Here is an 862-nt window from a genome sequence, read left to right on the forward strand (position 1 = left end):
CAGATCGATGGCCCCATGCTCTGAGCGCGAGCTCAAGTTCGAGGGAGAGCGAGGATCGGGGCGTCCATTCTTGGTAGCGTTCAGCCTAAGCCCGAACGGTTGGGAGGCAGTACGCCGCATTGACACAAGGATGGGACGGGACGAATGAGTATCAAGGTTGCTGTAGGGATCGACGTAAGCAAGGACGCATTGGACCTGGACTGCCTGCCGCAAAGTGCGCGGCGTCAGTTCAGCAATGATGAGAAAGGGATTGCCCAGTTGTTGGCATACCTGGATCAACTCAATGCCGAAGAGGCGGTCGATCGGGTGGTGCTGGAAGCCACAGGCGGCTATGAGACACGGGTGAGCGTAGCGCTGGCCGGCGCCGGCTATCCGGTGGTGGTGGTCAACCCGAAACAGGTACGGGACTTCGCGCGGGCCTGCGGGATCCTGGCCAAGACAGATCGGCTCGATGCGCAGGTACTGGCGCGCTTTGGCCAGCAGATTCGCCCGCCACTGCGGCCCTTGCCTGACGAGGCGCAACGCGAGTTTGCCGATTTGCTGGACCGGCGCAGCCAGCTGGTGGCCATGCGCGCGCAGGAAAAAGCGCGGGTGGCCACGGCACCGCCGGTGGCTCTGAAGAGCTTGAAGGAGCATATCGCTTGGCTGGACGCGCGCATCAAGTCCCTGGACATCGACATGACCCACACGCTGCGAACCAGCGAGGTCTGGAAGAACAAGGTTGACTTGCTCGACAGCATGCCGGGCATCGGCAAGGTCAGCGTGTTCACGCTGCTGGGCCGCTTGCCGGAGCTGGGCAAGCTCAGCCGCCAGCAGATTGCGGCGCTGGTCGGTGTGGCCCCCTTTAATGACGACAGCGGCA

General features: G+C 62.8%; 1 protein-coding gene. It reads left to right on the forward strand.

Features of this window, described 5'->3' with window-relative positions; all coding sequences use genetic code 11:
• Positions 1–144: 144 nt before the first annotated feature.
• Positions 145–862, forward strand: a 718-nt coding sequence (locus K6V06_RS20575; RefSeq protein ID WP_222245984.1) for a transposase, incomplete at its 3' end; no start/stop codon positions are given.

Source organism: Cupriavidus sp. AU9028 (assembly GCF_019795295.1).
Taxonomy (GTDB): Bacteria; Pseudomonadota; Gammaproteobacteria; order Burkholderiales; family Burkholderiaceae; genus Cupriavidus.